Below are 15,253 nucleotides of genomic sequence, written 5' to 3'. Positions count from 1 at the left end.
CATCCGAACGGTACCGGAACATTGTGAAGTTTGTCACTGACTTTGACAGAATATGTAAATAAGTTATTAAATCATGTCGCGTAGATGGAAACCGCAGCGGATTTGATCACGAAGTGGGCCCGGATCCCGGGGGCCAGGCCCAGCTCTGCCGAGGCTGCGGGAGTGATGTCCGCGGCCAGGCCGCCTCCCCGCACCCGGATCTGGTCTCCGTGGGGCTCAAGTTCGGTGACCTGCACGGGGAAGGAATTGCGGGGGCTTCCGTGTGCGTCCGTCAGGAACACGGACACGGCCGACGGCGGAAACACGGCCGCGCCAGGCAGCCCTGCGGCGCCTGCCTGGCCCGTTTCGCCCGGTTCCTCCAGGTGCCCTGCGATCTCCAGGTCAGGAGCGATGCCCTGCCCGCCGGCTGTCCGGATCCCGGAAGCCGTCAGCGTGCCGGTGACGAAGTTGAGCCCGGCCAGGCCGGCTGCGAACGGGCTGCGCGGCCGCTCCAATACCTCACGGGTGGGTCCGTCCTCCGCGATGCGCCCATTCTCAAGGACCACCACACGGTCCGCCAGCATCAGCGCATCCAGAACGTCGTGGGTGACGATGATGGCCTGCCGGTCCGCGAGTACCCGTTTCAGCAGCCGCCGCAGCAGCGGGGCCGAATGGATATCCAGTGCGGCCATGGGCTCGTCCAGCAGGAGGAGGCCGGGGTCGGCAGCGAGGGCACGGGCCACGGCGACGCGCTGCGCCTGGCCGCCGGACAGCCCCGCTGGGCGGCGGCCGGCCAGGGCTTCAGCCTCCACTTCGGCCAGCCACTGGAGGGCGCGTTCCTTTGCCTTGCGGGGCGGGACGCCGGCGCTCCGGGGCCCGAAGGCCACATTGTCCGCCGCCGTGAGGTGCGGAAAGAGCAGGGGTTCCTGGGCCAGGAGTGCGGTTCCGCGGCGGTGCGGCGGCGTCCACTGATGGATCCCGGACCCCAGGTGGAACAGCGTCCGGCCATTGAGCTCAGCCCTCCCGGTGTCCGGCCGGACCAGGCCCGCGATGGTGGACAGCAGGGTGGATTTGCCCGCGCCGTTGGGCCCCATCACCGCCACGGTTTCGGTGGGCCCCAGCGCAAGGGACACGTCGAAATCCCGCCGGGCCACGGCAGCCTGGAACGAAAAGCTCACCGGACCGTCCCGCCCGCGGTGCCCGCCGTCGTCGGGCGCTGCCCGGAACGGCCCCACAACGCCGGGCCTTGGCGCTGCAGTCCGCCGGGGCGGCCGTAGGCGAGGGCCACCACCGCTACCGCGACGGCCACCAGGACAAGTGACAGGGCGACGGCGGCGTCCGGATCGGTTTCCCGCTGGAGGTAGATTTCCAGCGGCAGGGTGCGGGTGACGCCCTGGAGGCTGCCGGCGAAGGTGAGCGTGGCGCCGAATTCGCCCAGGCTGCGCGCGAAGGAGAGCACGGCTCCGGAGGCCAGCCCGGGCAGGATCAGCGGGAGGGTGACGCGCCGGAACACGACGCCCGGCGGTGCGCCGAGGGTGGCGGCCACGGCCTCGTACTTCTGCCCGCCGATCCTGAGCGCACCCTCCAGGCTGACCACCAGGAACGGCAGTGCCACGAAGGTTTGTGCAAGGACCACGGCGGTGGTGGAGAAGGCGATCTGGAGGCCGAGGACCTGCAGGGCGCCGCCCAGGAGTCCCTGCCGGCCGAAGGTGTAGAGCAGCGCAATGCCGCCCACCACCGGCGGCAGCACCAGCGGCAGCAGCACGAGGGAGCGGAGCAGCCGCTGGAAGGGGAAGCTGCCGCGGGCCAGGACGAGGGCGAGCGGGACGCCGAGCACGATGCACAGGAGCGTACTCGCGGCCGACGTTCGCAGGCTCAGGCCCAGGGCGTCCAGCGCGGACTCAGAAGTGACCAGTGGAATGAAGTTTGCCCAGTTGACCCTGGCCACAATGGCTACGAGGGGAAGGACCACCACCAGGGCTGCCAGGACAGCGAGTCCGGAAACCCACCGCGGGATGCCGGTATACGGCTGCCGCGCCCGAAGCTTCATTGTCCGCCTGCGCCGAACCCGGCCTTGGCGAGAACCTGCTGGCCGTCGGATCCCAACACGAGGTCAATGAAGGCCTTGGCGGCTTCCTTGTCCTTTGCCCCGGACAGGGCTGTGATGGGGTAGCTGTTGACGGCGGCACCGGCCTCCGGGAACGGGATGCTGTCCACCTTGCTCCCGGCAGATTTGACGTCCGTGACGTACACCAGGCCGGCGTCGGCTTCGCCGGAGGTGACCTTGCCCAGGACGTCGGTCACGGCGTTTTCCTCGCTGACCGGGCGGAGGGTAACCCCTGCCTTGTCCGCCACCGTGGCGGTGGCCGCTCCGCAGGGCACCTGCTTGGCGCAGGTCACCAGCCGGAGACCGTCCCGGGCGAGGTCCGGGAACCCGGTGACACGTGCGGGGTTCCCGGCCGGGACCGCAATGGCCAGGGTGTTGGTGGCGAAAACCCGGGACTCGCCGTCGGCCAGTCCCGCCCCGGTGACTTTGTCCATGTTCTTGGTGTCTGCGGAGGCGAAAACGTCCGCGGGGGCGCCCTGGTTGATCTGGGTGGCAAGGTCGGAAGACCCGGCGAAGCTCAGGCTGACGCGGGTGCCGGGATGTTGCGCTTCGAACGTGTCCGCCAACTCGGTGAAGCTGGACTTGAGCGACGCCGCGGCGAAGACGGTCAGGGTTGTGGCGGCGGCGTCAGATGAGGTGCCTGGGCTGCCCGCCGGTGCGCTGCTGCCGGCACATCCGGCCAGCCCGGCCGCCAGTGCCAGGCCCGCAGCCGTCGTCGCGATGCTTCGTTTCATACTGTTCCCTTCCCCTGCGGGGTTTCGATGATGACGGTGGTGGCCTTGACGACGGCCGTGGCCACGGAGCCCAGCTCAAGTCCCAGGTCCCGGACTGCTTCGCTGCTCATCAGGGACACCACCCGAAAAGGCCCGCACTGGAGTTCCACCTGCGCCATGACCTTGTCCGCCACAATGCCGGTCACCAGCCCCACGAACCTGTTGCGTGCCGAACTTCCGGTCCGGTGCGGATCGTCGGGAAGCTGGGCGAGTTTCTGGGCGTGCCGGGCAAGCTCCAGCCCGTCCACCGCGAGCCGGCCGGACTCGTCCCTGAGGGCCGTGAGGGAACCGTTGTCCGTCCAGCGCCGCACGGTATCGTCACTGACACCGAGGAAACGTGCAGCCTCGGAAACGCGAATGAGGGTCATGCGCCCACTGTAGTTTGTATTTGCGGATCGAATGACGGATTCAGTCCGCAAATCGGATTGTGACTGCAGAGTCTTTTCCTGCGGGTGCCGCGCTGCCGGGCAGCAGTGGGGCGGCGGCACTACACTTCCTGCATGGCCATTTACCTGGACCCGCCATTGTGGCCTGCCCACGGAACACACTTCTCGCACCTGGTGTCAGACACGTCGCTGGATGAGCTGCATGCCTTCGCCGGTGCTGCGGGCATCCCTGAGCGGGCGTTCGACGGCGACCATTACGATGTGCCGGAGCGCCGCTTTGACGATCTGGTGGCAGCCGGCGCGGTGCCCGTCGAGGCCCGCGTCCTGGTACGGAAACTTATTGCGAGCGGCCTGCGGATCCCGGCGCGGCAGCGGAACAAATCCCTCAAGGTGCCGCTGCTTAACCGGTGGAACACCATCATGGCCGGCCATGACGCCCTCTTCCTGGACCTGCTGGACCGCTGGAGCGAACCGCACCGGCACTATCACGGCTGCACTCACCTGCTCTCGGTCCTCGAGTCGCTGGACCTGCTCACGGAACCCGCCGAACCTCCACGCACGGTGCTGCTGGCCGCCTGGTTCCATGACGCCGTCTACCGCGGAATCGCGGAACAGGACGAAGAGGAATCGGCACGCCTTGCAGAGGACCGGCTGGCAGAGGCCGGGCTCCCCGAAGCGGACGTGGACGAGGTTGCCCGGCTGGTGCGCCTGACCTCTGACCACCGGCCAGAACCGGGAGACGACGGCGGCGCCCTCCTTTGCGACGCTGACCTTTCCGTTCTCGGCGGGGAACCGGACCAGTACGCCCGTTATGTGTCAGCCGTGCGCAAAGACTATGCGCACATTGGTGACGCCGACTTCGCCGCCGGCCGGGCCGCCGTCGTACGCCATCTGCTCGAACTGGACCCGCTGTTCCACAGCCCCCGCGCAAAGGCGCTGTGGGAGGACTCCGCGCACAGCAACCTGAAGGGCGAACTGGCATGAACGCACCGGGCTCGAACCCGCGGCACACCAGGACGGCGAATGCCGCGCACTGGCAGCTTCCCTACACGGTCCGCTTCGAGTGGGGACCCGACGCAGCCGCCATCACGTCCGGCGCCGACCTTGCCGTGGTGGTGGACATCCTGTCCTTCACCACCTGTGTGAGCGTGGCGCTGGACCGCGGCGCGGAGGTGCTCCCCTACGCGTGGAAGGACACCAGCGCCGAGGACTTTGCCGCCCACCACGGGGCACAGCTTGCCGGACCCCGCGACGGCGGCGGGCTGAGCCTGTCCCCCGCCAGCCTCCGCGCCGCGGACTCTTTGGACCGGGTGGTGCTCCCCTCCCCCAACGGCTCAGCTCTCTGCCATGAACTGGCCGGCCACGTTCCGCTGGTGGCCGCGGTGTCCCTCCGCAACGCGGCGGCAACGGCCGACTGGGTGGCTGCGAACCTGCCGGAGGACGCCGTGATCGCCGTGATCGCCGCCGGCGAGCGCTGGCACGACGGAACCCTCCGCCCCGCAGTGGAGGACCAGATCGGTGCCGGCGCCTTCATCGCAGGCCTCGCGGCCACGGGCAGGGGCGGCTACGACGCGGATGAGGGCAGGGACGGCCGGCACGGCTACTCGCCCGAATCCGTGGCAGCGATGGCAGTCTACGAGGCTGCCGAGCCGCGGCTGCGGGAGATGCTGCACGGCTGCGCCAGCGGCCGCGAACTGGCGGGCGCCGGCTACGCCGCGGACGTGGACATTGCCGCGGAACTGGACGACAGCGACGCCGTGGCCATCCTGGCGGACGGGGTATTCCGGCGCAGGTGAGGAATGTTTACTGCGAAGGGGCTGGCTACTGCATGAACTGCTGAACGGCACCTGGTATGAAGCCCAAAGTGCTGATCAGCGCCAACGTGGCAATGCCGTAGCCAATCGTCAGGGCAGCAATTGCCAGCAGCCTCCCCCGTTCGCCCCTGAGGCGGATTTGGTTCAAGGCAACGTGCCCGGCACCCACCGCAAAGACGGCAAGGACAGCCACCCCGAAAATCCACAGCCCCGATGCAGCCAGGACGGCCAAAACTATGGCCGCAACAGCCAGTTTGTTCAGTTGATGTGTTGCCGTGTGCGTCGGCTCCGTCGATGTGCTCATCCTGGTCCCCCAACCTAAGGCATGCATGCGAGTCTAGCCCTGACCCCGACCCTGCCTAGCGACCAGAGCCGGGATTTAGCGGTAGGTGCTCACGAACGGAGTGCTGGTGGGCACGATCTGCTTGCCCAGCGGCATCAGCGACACCGGGATGAGCTTCAGGTTGGCGATGGCCAGGGGGATGCCGATGATGGTGACGGCCATCGCGATCGCGGTGGCCACATGGCCGATCGCGATCCAGATGCCGGCCACCAACAGCCAGATCACGTTACCCAGCAGGGCGAACGGCCCGTTGCCGCCCGGCTTGTCCACCACCATCTGCCCGAAAGGCCACAGCGCGTAGGCCGCGATCCGGAACGAGGCGATGCCCCACGGAATGGTCACGATCAGCAGGCAGCAGATGACCCCTGCCGCGAAGTAGCCCAGGGCCAGCCAGAAGCCGCCGAATACCAGCCAGATGATGTTGAGCAGTGTCTTCATGCATCCATTGTCCACCGGGACTGCGGACCGGAACGTGGGGGATCCCCCTGAGCGGACCCTGAATTGGCCCGGCTGACAACGCCGGGAGCAGGGTTACGGGCAGCCCTAGACCTTCGCGCCGGCCTTAGCCGCACCGACGAAGGCACGGATCTTTGCCAGGTCCTTGACGCCCCGGGATGCCTCCACACCCGAGGACACGTCCACACCCCAGGCGTGGGCTGCCACGGAAGCCTCGCCCACATTGCCTGCGTCCAGCCCGCCGGCGAGCAACCACTGGCGGCCTTGCAGGACGGGGAGATCCGCCATGGACGCGTAGTCCCAGCTCTCACCCGAACCGGGCACGGCGGCATCGATCAGGAGGAGGTCTTCGCCCCAGTCCTCCAACTCATTCGGCCCGGCACCAACGGTGACGGCCCTGACCAGCTTCATGCCGGCGTCGTGCACTGTGGCAACATCCGCGCGGGTGCGCTCGCCGTGCAGCTGGATCCACTGCAACCCTGCGGCGCGGGCGATGGCAATGGCGTCGGCCACGGGTTCGTGGCGGAAGACAGCAATGGGGGAAACATTGGCCGGCACGTCCGCCAGCAAGGTGGCAACCTGCCCCGGCGAAACCACCCGCGGGCTGGCGGTCAGGACGAATCCCACCGCGTCCGCCCCGGCATCCACCGCTTCACGGATGGATTCTGACGTGCTGAGACCACACACTTTGACGAACATTCCCGGGCTCCTTCAGGCTGTTTTCGTGTTGACCCCCCGCAGGAGAGTAGCAGGGACGGGGTCCAACCTGCGATGCGCCCAACGTAATCAACCGCGCACTGGCAGCGCCGCGGAACCGGTCCACCCCGGCCGCGAACTAGGCTGGGCAGATGAAGATCATCCGCTTCGCAGAACTCAAGGCCAAACCCTGGCGCAACGGCGGCGGCACCACGCGGGAAATCCTCAGCGGCCCGGCCGAACCGGCGGATGTCCCCGCAGACCAGGCTGACGGGTGGGGCTGGCGGGTCAGCCTCGCCGATGTCACCAAGGCCGGTGACTTTTCACCGTTTCCCGGCTGTGAGCGCGTGCTCACCGTGGTGGAGGGCGAACTCCTGCTCCTCAGCGTGGACGGCTCCGAACGTCCCGTGGAGAAGTACCGGCCATTCCGGTTCGACGGCGGCGCAGCCACCACCGCCGCGCTGCCCACCGGGGACATCCGGAACTTGAACGTGATCACCAGGTCCGACGCGTTCAAGGGCTACGCATCCGTCATCGAAATTTCGAAGAAGCGGGCCCATCCGGTGTTTGCGGGACAGGTCGCCGTGCTGTTGCAGGGGCAGGCCGCGGTGGGTGACGGGGCCGGCGGTTCCTCTGACCTGGGGCGCTACGACGCTGTAGTGGGATCCGACGACGCCACTCCGGAGGTCACCGGCCGCGGGTTCCTGGCCGTGGTGTCCATCGATCCTGCAACGGACTGACACGCCGGCGAACCGGCCGCAGCCAAGAAACAGGGAAGTGCCATAGGTTTCTGGTCCCGGCATTCCCCCTCTGGTGGGCGCTCCGGTCCGTCCCTACACTCGGCACTATGACCACAACAACGTTCAACGCGCTCCTGTCCACCCAGATCGGCAACGAATTCACGGCGTCCCAGCAGTACATCGCCGTTGCCACGTGGTTCGCCAACGAGGACCTGCCCCAACTGGCCCGCTACTTCTACCGCCAGTCAGTGGAGGAACGGAACCACGCCATGATGATGGTCCAGTACATGCTGGACCGGGACATCCCCTTCAGCATTCCGGGCGTTCCGGCTGTCCGGACCGATTTCGCCAAGGTCACCGAGCCGCTGGCCCTTGCGCTGCAGCAGGAGAAGGAAGTCACCAGGAACATCGAGGACCTCTTCCGTGCCGCCCGCGCCGAAAATGATGCCCTGGGCGAGCAGTTCATGCTCTGGTTCCTCAAGGAACAGGTGGAGGAGGTGGCGTCCATGACAACGCTGCTGAACATCGCCGAGCGCGCGGACAACCTCTTCGACATCGAGAACTTCATCGCCCGGGAAACCGTCGGCGACGGCGGCCGCGACGCCAACGCGCCGGTTGCCGCAGGCGGCGCGCTCTGACCTGCCCCCCGGCCAAGCGGGCGCAGGAAACAGTGGTGAGCTTGGGCACCAAGGGTGGCCGTCCGGCGTCGGGCGTTGCTATGTTGGATGCCAAGGCTCCGCAACCGAGCCTCCGGACGACGGTTCAGTACCCGGTACGCGACAAGACTGGCCAAAGGATCTGTCATGTCGTGGTTAATCCTGGTTCTCTCCGGGGCGCTCGAAGCAGTCTGGGCCGCCGCCCTGCACCGCGCAGCGCAGGCATCCGGCAAACGCCGCATCGCCCCCTCCATCCTCTTCCTGGTCTCCGTCGCTGCCAGCACCGGCGGCCTGGCCCTTGCCATGCAAACCATCCCCACCGGCACCGCCTACGCGGTGTGGGTGGGCGTCGGCGTCGTCCTGACGTCCGCCTACGCGATGGCCAGCAAGGTTGAACGCCCGACGGCGGCGCGCTTGCTCCTGCTGACCGGCATCGCCGCGTGCGTGGTTGGCCTGAAGGTGGTGGCGTGATGTTGAAGCGTTCAGCTCCGTGGCTGGTGCTCCTGGCATCGGCCGTCCTCGAAGCGGTCTGGGCCACCGCACTGGGCCTGTCCGACGGCTTCAGCAAACCGCTGCCCACGGTTATCTTTTTGGTCACCGCCACCCTCAGCATGCTGGGCCTGGGGATGGCGATCCGGTCCATCCCGCTGGGCACCGCATACGCCATCTGGGTGGGGATCGGCGCCGCCCTCACAGTTGGCTGGGCGATGGCCACCGGCGTGGAACCCTTCAGCGTGCTGAAGCTGCTGTTCATCGCCGGAATTGTGGGCTGCGCCGCCGGGCTCAAGGCACTCCCCGCCGAGAAGAAGCAGCCGGCTCCCGCACCGTCCAAGCCCGCCGGGCGCTGAGTCTCCCCACCTTCGAGGCGGGCCGACGGCGTGTCCCGGCGACCCGCCGTCGTCCGCCGCCTTGGTGGGCGCAAAAGTGGGGAGGTTCGGCGGGCCAGGGTGCTGCCGGGCCACAGCCTTTAGGCTTTTGCCATGGACTCCCCCGAGATCGCCCAGGCCCTTGACGCGCTCCGGCACCGGCTGGCCCCGGGAACGCGGACCATCCTGGGCATCGCCGGGGCGCCCGGTTCCGGAAAATCCACCCTGGCTGCCTGGCTCCAGGAGCAGTTCGGCGCCGAAACGGCGGTGGTGGTGCCCATGGACGGCTTCCACCTGGGGAACGCCATCATCGACGGCACACCGCTGCGGGACCGCAAGGGGGCCATGGACACGTTCGACGCCGGCGGGTACCTTTCGCTGCTCCGGCGCCTGGCCGCACGGGACGAGGCAGTCGTTTACGCGCCGGAATTCCGGCGCACCCTGGACGAGCCGGTGGCGGCATCGATCGCGGTGCCGGCCGACGTTCCGCTGGTCATCACCGAGGGCAACTACCTGCTGGCCAACCAGGAGCCGTGGAAAGAGATCCGGGCGCAGCTGGACGAGGTGTGGTTCCTGGAGACGCCCCACGAGCTGCGGATCAGCCGGCTGGTGGCCCGGCACGTCTCATTCGGGATGGCGCCGGACGCCGCGGAGGCCTGGGCCAATGGGCCGGACGAGGCCAACGCCGTCCTGATCAGGTCCACCCGCCACGGTGCTGACCGCATCATCCCCTGGCTCTGACCAGTCAGCGTTCCAAACGGCAAGCCTGGCGGCAGCGCCGCTAAGTCTCCCCACCTTTGAGGCGGGCCGACGGCGTGTCCCGGGAACACGCCGTCGTACCTGCCATCCTCACGGCGAAAGGTGGGGAGTTTCAGCGGCAGATCAGGCCGTGCGGGCCGCCCGGACCAGCTCGGCACACCGTTCGCCGATCATCATGGTGGTGATGTTCGGGTTCACGGTGGTCAGCTCCGGCATGACTGACGCGTCGGCTACCCGCAGGCCGGTGACGCCCTTGACCCGGAGTTCGGGATCCAGTGGCGACATCCGGTCCCCGGTTGCGCCCATCCGGACCGTCCCCGCCGGGTGGTAGACCGTGTTGTGGGTCTGGCGGATGTACTCGGTGATCTGCTCGTCGCTCTGGATGCCGGCGCCGGGATACAGCTCGGTTCCCACCCACTCGGACAACGCCGGCTGGGCCGCGATCTCACGGGCTTTCCGGATGCCGGCCACCATGACGCGCATGTCGTGGCCCTCGGGATCGGTGAAGTAGCGCGGATCCACCTTGGGCTTGTCCCGGAAGTCCTTGCTGCGCAGCTTCACGGTCCCGCGGCTGCGGGCGTGCGTGACGTTGGGCGTGAGGCAGAAGCCGTTCTCCGTGGTGGGGAAGCCCTGGCGCAGGGTGTGCATGTCGAACGGAACGGACCCGTAGTGGAACATCAGGTCGGGGCGGTCCAGGCCGTCCTCGGTGGTGGTGAAGATGCCGGCCTCCCACCACTGGGTGGACGTCTGCGTCATGGGCTGCTTGGCTTCCCACTGGATGACGCCCTCGGGGTGGTCCTGCAGGTGCTCGCCCACGCCGGGTGAATCCACCCGGACGGGGATGCCGAACTCCTCCAACTGGGCCGCCGGGCCGATGCCGGAAAGCATCAGCAGTTTGGGCGAATCGATGGCCCCGGTGGACACCACTACCTCGGCCCGCGCGGTGAGCTGGTGGGTCTTGGCGAAGGCGTTGTCCACCACGGCCACGCCGGTGCAGCGGTTGGCGTCGTCGAACGTGAGCTCCTTGGCGCGCAGGCCGGTCAGGAGGGTGAAGTTCTTCCGGTCCATGATGGGGTGGATGTAAGACACGGAGCTGGAGGACCGGGTGCCGTCGGCGCGGCGGTTGATCTGGAAGAAGCCGGCGCCGTTGATCACCGTGTCGCCGGTGTTGAAGTGCGCCTTGGGGATTCCGGCCTGTTCGCAGGCTTCCAGCATGGCCCGGCCGGTGGGGTCCGACGCCGGGACGTTCATCAGGTGCACGGGTCCACTGTCGCCGTGGTGCGGTGCGTCCGGGCCTGCGTCCTCGTTGGTTTCCAGCTGCTTGAACAGGCGGTAGGCGAGGTCCGAGTTCCAGCCGGTGGCGCCGAACTTCTGCTCCCACTCGTCAATGTCCTCGCGCGGCGCCCAGAAGGCGATGCAGGAGTTGTGGCTGGAACAGCCGCCCATCACCTTGGCCCGGGCGTGGCGCATGAAAGAGTTGCCGTTCTCCTGCTCTTCGATGGGGTAGTCCCAGTCGTAGCCGGATTCCAGCAATTCCATCCAGCGGTCCAGCTGCAGGATTTCGGGGAGGTCGCGGTCGTCCGGACCGGCTTCCACCAGGGCAACCTCCAGCGAGGGGTCTTCGCTGAGGCGGGAAGCCACTGCCGCTCCGGCCGAGCCGCCGCCGATCACGATGTAGTCGAAGTCTGTCTTTGCTGCTGCGCTCATAATCAGTTCCTCCCTGCAGGTGCGGCGGCGTGGTCCGCGAACCAGCCGGTGACCTGCGGATCGATGTTCTGGTAAACGTGCTTGGCTTCCTGGTACTCCGCCAGGCCGGTGGGGCCCAGTTCCCGGCCGACGCCGGACTGCCCGAAGCCGCCCCATTCCGCCTGCGGCAGGTAGGGGTGGAAATCGTTGATCCAGATGGTGCCGTGGCGGAGGGCCCGGGCCACCCGCTGGGATTTGCCGGCGTCCTGCGACCAGACAGCCCCGGCCAGGCCGTAGTGGGTGTCGTTGCCGAGCTTCACGGCCTCGGCCTCGCTGGTGAAGGTTTCCACCGTCACCACGGGCCCAAAGGCTTCGTCCACCAGGACCGACATTCCGCTGGTGACCTGGTCCAGGACGGTGGGCAGGTAGTAGAAGCCCTTTTCCAGGTCCCCGGTTCCCCAGGCGCCGCCGCAGCGCAGGCGGGCGCCCTCTGCAACTCCCTTGTCCACGTAGGCGGTGACCTTGTCCCGGTGGGCTGCGGAAATCAGCGGACCGGTCTCGGCGTCGGGGTCGAACGGGCCGCCCAGCCGGATCTGGCCTGCACGGCGCACCAGCTCATCGACGAACTTCTCCGCAATGGATTCCTCCACAATCAGGCGGGCACCTGCGGAGCAGACCTGGCCGGAGTGGACGAACGCCGCGTTGAGGGCGTTGTCCAGGGCGGCGTCGAAATCAGCATCTGCGAAGACGATGTTGGGGTTCTTGCCGCCCAGTTCCAAGGCAACCTTCTTGACCGAGGCGGCGGCCGAGGCGGCAATCACCTTGCCGGTTTCCAGGCCGCCGGTGAAGGAGACCAGGTCCACGTCGGGGTGGCTGGACAGGACGGAACCCACGGTCTTGCCGTCACCCAGGACCAGGTTGGCGACGCCGTCGGGCAGTCCAAGCTCCTGGAGGACGTCCATCATCAGGATGGACGTGTGCGGGGTCAGTTCGCTGGGCTTGAGGACGAAGCTGCAGCCGGCCGCCAGCGCCGGGGCGATCTTCCAGGCGGCCTGCAGCAGCGGGTAGTTCCACGGCGCGATCAGGGAGCAGACGCCCACCGGCTCGTACTCGATGCGGCTGACCACCATGGGGCTGCCGGCATCCACCAGGCGGCCGGATTCCTGCCCGGCCAGCTTGCCGAAGTATTCGAAGCAGTTGGCGATGTCGTCCATGTCGATGTCGCTTTCCACCAGGCGCTTGCCCGTGTCCAGCGTTTCGGCGCGGGCAAATTCTTCCTTGCGGTCGCGCAGCCGGGCGGCCACCTTGAGCAGGAAAGAGCCGCGCTCCAACGGAGACTTCCCGGACCATTCGCCGGCGTCGAAGGCAGCACGGGCAGCCAGCACAGCGCGGCCGGCGTCGTCAGCCGTCCCCTCGGCGACGGTGCCCACCAGCTCGCCGTCCGCCGGGCAGTGAATGTCCCGCGTGCCGCCGTCGGACGCTCCGGTCCATGTGCCGCCGATGAATAGCGTTGAGGCGCTCATTTCGTTTCCTCCTGCATGTCGAAATCGGATTCCCAATTGTCTTTAGCCACCTGGTCCTCGACCAGGACGGTGTTTCCGGGTGCTGCACGGTTCAGGTGCAGGAATTCAAGGTGCTGCTCGTAGTGGTCCAGGACATCCGTGATGACCTGCTCGCGGGTGTATCCCATGAGGTCGTAGCCGTGGCTGCCCTCCTGCGAGAACACTTCCATCCGGTAGTAGCGGTCCTCCGGATCGGCGCGGCGGGTGGCGTAGCTGGGCGTCTCGTACTGGACCGGGTAGATCTGGTACTTGAACGCCCGTTCCTCCCCCATGGCAAGCTGCAGGTCGATGCTTTGGATGCCGCAGGGCTCCACTGTGGTTACGGTCAGGGACGTCTCGGCACCCTGGGACTTGAGCTCCGCCTCCACGTCCTTCAGTGCCGGCATGGCCACGGTTTCGGCGAAGCGGGTTGTCTGTTTGCGGCCCGGGTAGCTCATGGCGCGGCTGAGCCGCTGCCGCCAGGTCCGTCCGCCCCGCTGGTCCAGAGACCTGCCGGTGATGATGCCGGGCAGGCTGGCGCGGTAGCTGTCATTGAGCGAGTTCTCCACCCGCAGCGCCTTGTAGAGCCCCAGCATGATCAGCACCAGCAGCAGCGAGAGCGGCAAACCCATAATGATGGTGGCGTTCTGCAGCGTTGGAACGCCACCCACCGTCAGCATGGCCAGGGTCAGCAGGCCGGTGGCCACTGCCCAGAAGACGCGCATCCACTCGGGGCCGTCGGAATCGGCATCCTTGAGGTGCGAGGTGAAGTTGGACATCACCAGGGCGCCGGAATCGGCCGAGGTCACATAGAAGAGCAACCCGGTGAACGTGGCCACTGCCGCGGTCACGGGTACGGCGGGGAACTGTTCCAGCAGGCTGTAGAAGCCGCGTTCCGGGTGGCTCATGGCCGCCTCGCCGAACGCCGCGTTGCCGTTCATGATGAGGTCGAGGCTGGAGTTTCCGAAGATGGAGATCCACAGCACGATGAAGATGAAGGGCACGGTCATGGTGCCCAGGACGAACTGGCGGATGGTGCGGCCGCGGGAAATACGGGCCAGGAACAGCCCGACGAACGGTGCCCAGGCGATCCACCAGGCCCAGAAGAACAGGGTCCAGGCGTTCATCCAGTCCGTAGGCCGGTCGTAGGCGAACGTGTCCAGGGTCATCGCGGGGAACCGGCTCATGACGTCACCGATGTTTTGGGCGATCCCGTCCAGCAGGAAGCTGGTCTTGCCGGTGACCAGGACGAAGAGCATCAGTGCGACGGCCAGGATTACGTTGAGTTCGGAGAGCCGCCGGATTCCCTTCTCGACGCCGGAAACCACAGAGACGGTAGCCATCACTACGGACAGGACGATCAGGCCGATCTGCACGGCCAGGTTCTCGGGAATGCCGAACATGAAGTTGAGCCCGTAGTTGAGCTGGACGACGCCGATGCCCAGTGAGGTGGCGATCCCGAAGATGGTGCCAAGGAGGGCCGCGATGTCCACCGCGTGCCCCACGGGCCCCTCGATCTTCTTGCCGAAAATGGGGTAGAGGGCGGAGCGGATGCTCAGCGGCAGGTTGTGCCGGTAGGAGAAGTAGCCCAGCGCGAGCCCCATGAGGGCGTACAGCGCCCAGCCCGTGATGCCGTAGTGGAACAGTGTCCACACCAGGGCCTGGCGGGCGGCCTCCGCGGTTCCGCCCTCGCCCTGCGGCGGGGCCAGGTACTGGCTTACCGGTTCAGAGACGGAGAAGAACATCAGGTCGATGCCGATGCCGGCGGCAAAGAGCATGGCCGCCCAGGTGAACATGCCGAACTGTGGCTTGGAGTGGTCCGGCCCGAGCTTCGTCTTTCCCACCCGGGAGAGGGCGGCTACCAGGACGAAGATGACCACCGCGGTGACGATCATGAAGTAGTACCAGCCCATGTTGGTGGACACCCAGCCCACCATGGCCCCGATGACCGCCTCCGCGTTGTCCTTGGCCAGGATGGCCCACAGGGCAATCGCCACCACACCGGTGGCGGAGCCTAGGAAGACTGTCTTGTTGACCCGGGTTTTGGCCGCCGGGACGGCGCTGCTATTGGTGTCTCCGCCGTTCGCGGGTGGCTTTCGTTCTTCTTTCTCAGGACCCGTGGTGTCCACGGGCGGTACTGCATTCTGGCTCATCAGATCCCGTTCCAGTTTTGAGGCTGCGGTCCAGACGCCGGGCGTACGGTGCCGTTGAGGGCACACCGAATGAAGATCAGGCCGGGCGTCGCATTGAGTCTGGCTTGGCTTTCGACGCTATCAACGGGTCCACGGAAGGGCAGACTTTTATGAATCCGGTCACGGCGGCCCGTGATGCGGCCAACGGCCGAAATCGCGCGGATGCACCCGGTTCGCAGGGGAAGAAAGCGGTCCCGGCGCTGGTTGCAGGCAGTAGGGTTGGCTGGACCGGCCCTACTCCCACAAGCCAAGGAGCACT

At 67.2% G+C, this 15,253-nt stretch carries 17 protein-coding genes and 1 riboswitch; of the genes, 7 read left to right on the top strand and 10 right to left on the bottom strand.

From position 1 onward, the window contains the following. Nucleotides 1–71: 71 nt before the first annotated feature. From ACFV4R_RS09285 to ACFV4R_RS09270, 4 genes are read right to left on the bottom strand one after another with little or no spacing between them, the layout of a single operon-like run. On the bottom strand, nt 72–1,157 hold the full coding sequence (locus tag ACFV4R_RS09285) for a sulfate/molybdate ABC transporter ATP-binding protein (protein WP_377202062.1): 1,086 nt from the start codon (nt 1,155–1,157) through the stop codon (nt 72–74). Then, nucleotides 1,154–2,029 (bottom strand): ABC transporter permease, encoded by an 876-nt coding sequence (locus ACFV4R_RS09280; RefSeq protein WP_377202061.1) that lies wholly within the window; start codon nt 2,027–2,029, stop codon nt 1,154–1,156. The genes ACFV4R_RS09285 and ACFV4R_RS09280 overlap by 4 nt, the downstream gene beginning before the upstream one ends. Next, nucleotides 2,026–2,820 carry a molybdate ABC transporter substrate-binding protein gene (gene modA, locus ACFV4R_RS09275; protein WP_377202060.1) on the bottom strand — a complete coding sequence of 265 codons (795 nt, stop codon included), beginning with the start codon at nt 2,818–2,820 and terminating at the stop codon, nt 2,026–2,028. Before modA ends, ACFV4R_RS09280 begins: the two co-directional genes overlap by 4 nt. Beyond that, complete coding sequence (locus ACFV4R_RS09270; RefSeq protein ID WP_056080988.1) at nt 2,817–3,227, bottom strand: molybdopterin-binding protein; 411 nt, start codon at nt 3,225–3,227, stop codon at nt 2,817–2,819. The genes modA and ACFV4R_RS09270 overlap by 4 nt, the downstream gene beginning before the upstream one ends. A gap of 132 nt (nt 3,228–3,359) precedes the next feature. Between ACFV4R_RS09270 and ACFV4R_RS09265 the strand changes: the two genes are divergently transcribed. Further along, complete coding sequence (locus ACFV4R_RS09265) at nt 3,360–4,229, top strand: DUF4031 domain-containing protein (RefSeq protein WP_377202059.1); 870 nt, start codon at nt 3,360–3,362, stop codon at nt 4,227–4,229. Then, a complete protein-coding gene (locus ACFV4R_RS09260; RefSeq protein ID WP_377202058.1) occupies nt 4,226–5,041 on the top strand; it encodes a 2-phosphosulfolactate phosphatase in 816 nt (271 codons plus the stop codon). The genes ACFV4R_RS09265 and ACFV4R_RS09260 overlap by 4 nt, the downstream gene beginning before the upstream one ends. Before the next feature lie 25 nt (nt 5,042–5,066). On the opposite strand, the gene ACFV4R_RS09255 is transcribed toward ACFV4R_RS09260, so the two are convergent. The 3 genes from ACFV4R_RS09255 to ACFV4R_RS09245 form a co-directional block, all read right to left on the bottom strand. After that, nucleotides 5,067–5,363, bottom strand: coding sequence for a DUF4190 domain-containing protein (locus tag ACFV4R_RS09255; RefSeq protein ID WP_377202057.1), 297 nt, complete (start codon nt 5,361–5,363; stop codon nt 5,067–5,069). Nucleotides 5,364–5,438: 75 nt separating this feature from the next. After that, nucleotides 5,439–5,840: a YccF domain-containing protein gene (locus tag ACFV4R_RS09250; protein ID WP_377202056.1), complete on the bottom strand. Its 402-nt coding sequence runs from the start codon at nt 5,838–5,840 to the stop codon at nt 5,439–5,441. Between the two features lie 105 nt (nt 5,841–5,945). Continuing rightward, a complete protein-coding gene (locus tag ACFV4R_RS09245) occupies nt 5,946–6,557 on the bottom strand; it encodes a phosphoribosylanthranilate isomerase (RefSeq protein ID WP_377202055.1) in 612 nt (203 codons plus the stop codon). A gap of 149 nt (nt 6,558–6,706) precedes the next feature. On the opposite strand from ACFV4R_RS09245, the gene ACFV4R_RS09240 reads away from it, so the two are divergent. From ACFV4R_RS09240 to ACFV4R_RS09220, 5 genes are all read left to right on the top strand, one after another. Then, nucleotides 6,707–7,294 carry a HutD family protein gene (locus ACFV4R_RS09240; RefSeq protein ID WP_377202054.1) on the top strand — a complete coding sequence of 196 codons (588 nt, stop codon included), beginning with the start codon at nt 6,707–6,709 and terminating at the stop codon, nt 7,292–7,294. A gap of 107 nt (nt 7,295–7,401) precedes the next feature. Further along, a complete protein-coding gene (locus ACFV4R_RS09235; RefSeq protein ID WP_377202053.1) occupies nt 7,402–7,932 on the top strand; it encodes a ferritin in 531 nt (176 codons plus the stop codon). 90 nt (nt 7,933–8,022) lie between these two features. Continuing rightward, nucleotides 8,023–8,088: riboswitch (guanidine-III (ykkC-III) riboswitch) on the top strand. 9 nt (nt 8,089–8,097) lie between these two features. Then, on the top strand, nt 8,098–8,421 hold the full coding sequence (locus ACFV4R_RS09230; protein WP_015938641.1) for a multidrug efflux SMR transporter: 324 nt from the start codon (nt 8,098–8,100) through the stop codon (nt 8,419–8,421). Then, nucleotides 8,421–8,798, top strand: a complete 378-nt coding sequence (locus ACFV4R_RS09225; protein ID WP_377202052.1) for a DMT family transporter — start codon at nt 8,421–8,423, stop codon at nt 8,796–8,798. The genes ACFV4R_RS09230 and ACFV4R_RS09225 overlap by 1 nt, the downstream gene beginning before the upstream one ends. Nucleotides 8,799–8,930: 132 nt before the next feature. Further along, a complete protein-coding gene (locus ACFV4R_RS09220) occupies nt 8,931–9,557 on the top strand; it encodes a nucleoside/nucleotide kinase family protein (protein ID WP_377202051.1) in 627 nt (208 codons plus the stop codon). Between the two features lie 141 nt (nt 9,558–9,698). Here ACFV4R_RS09220 and ACFV4R_RS09215 read toward each other — a convergent pair whose 3' ends face one another. The 3 genes from ACFV4R_RS09215 to betT are packed head-to-tail and all read right to left on the bottom strand — an operon-like array spanning nt 9,699 to nt 14,955. Continuing rightward, nucleotides 9,699–11,282, bottom strand: a complete 1,584-nt coding sequence (locus tag ACFV4R_RS09215; RefSeq protein WP_377202050.1) for a GMC family oxidoreductase — start codon at nt 11,280–11,282, stop codon at nt 9,699–9,701. 2 nt (nt 11,283–11,284) lie between these two features. Next, entirely contained in the window at nt 11,285–12,784 is a 1,500-nt protein-coding gene (locus ACFV4R_RS09210) for an aldehyde dehydrogenase family protein (protein ID WP_377202049.1), read from the bottom strand. Further along, complete coding sequence (betT, locus tag ACFV4R_RS09205; RefSeq protein WP_377202048.1) at nt 12,781–14,955, bottom strand: choline BCCT transporter BetT; 2,175 nt, start codon at nt 14,953–14,955, stop codon at nt 12,781–12,783. The genes ACFV4R_RS09210 and betT overlap by 4 nt, the downstream gene beginning before the upstream one ends. Nucleotides 14,956–15,253 lie beyond the last annotated feature (298 nt).

It is taken from the genome of Pseudarthrobacter sp. NPDC059871 (genome assembly GCF_042731175.1).
GTDB lineage: Bacteria > Actinomycetota > Actinomycetes > Actinomycetales > Micrococcaceae > Arthrobacter.
This window is presented reverse-complemented; position numbering and strand designations above follow the sequence as displayed.